This window comes from Luteibacter sp. P4_D7_3 (assembly GCF_056401735.1).
In genome coordinates, this window is the sequence record NZ_JBFUIT010000560.1 from 1 (window position 1) to 1,355 (window position 1,355).

At 63.6% G+C, this 1,355-nt stretch carries 1 protein-coding gene; it reads right to left on the bottom strand.

Going from position 1 to position 1,355, the window contains the following annotated elements:
* Positions 1-56 precede the first annotated feature (56 nt).
* On the bottom strand, positions 57-1,355 hold a 1,299-nt coding region (locus AC1DSN_RS22710; protein WP_477333103.1), incomplete at its 5' end, for a GGDEF domain-containing protein.

Genomic DNA, 1,355 nt, shown 5'->3' on the forward strand with positions numbered 1-1,355 from the left:
GAGCCCGAACAGGTCTCCACCCCGGCGGAGTAGCGCGGGGTAGGTCGAGTTCGGCTCTAGTCCGTGGTCGCCGTCACGAAGCGGTTCCGGCCAGCGTGCTTGGCACTATAGAGCGCGCGGTCTGCATGCATGACCACGCCCTGCACGTGATCCGGTGCGCGCGTGGCCACGCCGATGCTCACGGTGACACGGCTATCGATGCCGTTGCCGTGTTCTAGTTGTGCGTCGTAGACGGCCCGATTCATTCGCCGCGCCACCACTTGCGCGCCGTCCTCATCGGTCCCCGGAAGGATGACCACGAACTCTTCGCCGCCGTAGCGGGCGATGAAGTCGGCTGGGCGCCTCAGCGTACCCGCGAGCAAACGTGCAACTGAGCGCAGCGCGACATCGCCCTCGAGATGGCCGAACGTGTCGTTGAATGTCTTGAAGTGGTCGATGTCGATCATGAGCACGCTGAGTGCGCGTTGCTCGCGCGCGGCCTCTTTCGTTCGTTCGTCCAGGGCCTGATCGAACGCGCGCCGGTTAGGAATGCCGGTCAATTCGTCGAGGAGGGAGACGCGTTCGACGGTGGACAAGGCCTCGGCGAGGCGGTCGCGGGTGCGAGCGAACCAGAACTGGGTCTGGGTGACACGGACCACGTAGGCGAGCATCGCGAGGGCGAGGATGCTGCGTCCGAACATGCCCTGTCGTTCGGTGATGCCGAGGCTGAGGGCGAAGATCGCTGCCAGCAGCAGGCCGGGAGCGAGACTCACCGACAGCTGGCGAGCCCATTTGTGCCGAATCGGCTCAAAGGGTCCAGGCGTAGCGTTCGCATGCAGCAGGCAGGCCAGGGCGATGAATGGCACCGTCGGCAGGACATCGGCCATGCGTTGCAGGGCGAGTGTGTCGGGGTAGAGCTCGTCGTGATTGTGAATGCCGGCACAGATGGCATAAAGCGCCAGAAATACGGTGCCGATGCCGAAGAATCGGTGGTCACCCTCATTGGTCGCAGTGACATAGCGCACGAGGAAGGTACCGAAAAGAAAGAGATTCTCGACATCGAAGGCTACGACGACCCAGCCCATGTCTTCTGGCTTGAGGAAGCCATAGGCGTCGGTGAGGTCGCGCACGCCGAGATAACAGAGCACCACCAGCAGGAGGAGGAGCACGCCGTCCACGATGCGGCGCGCATGCGAGGACGGCTCGTCGGGCGTCGTCACGGCGGCATACAGGAGTGGCGCGCCGTAACTGATGAAGAGGACGTAGGTGGTAATGAGGTTCTCGTCCGTCCCGGACTGCGCAATGGCGTAGGTCATGCCGGCGACCCAGCAGCCGATGCCGAGAGCGAGGCAGACGATGTAACGACGGTCATAACC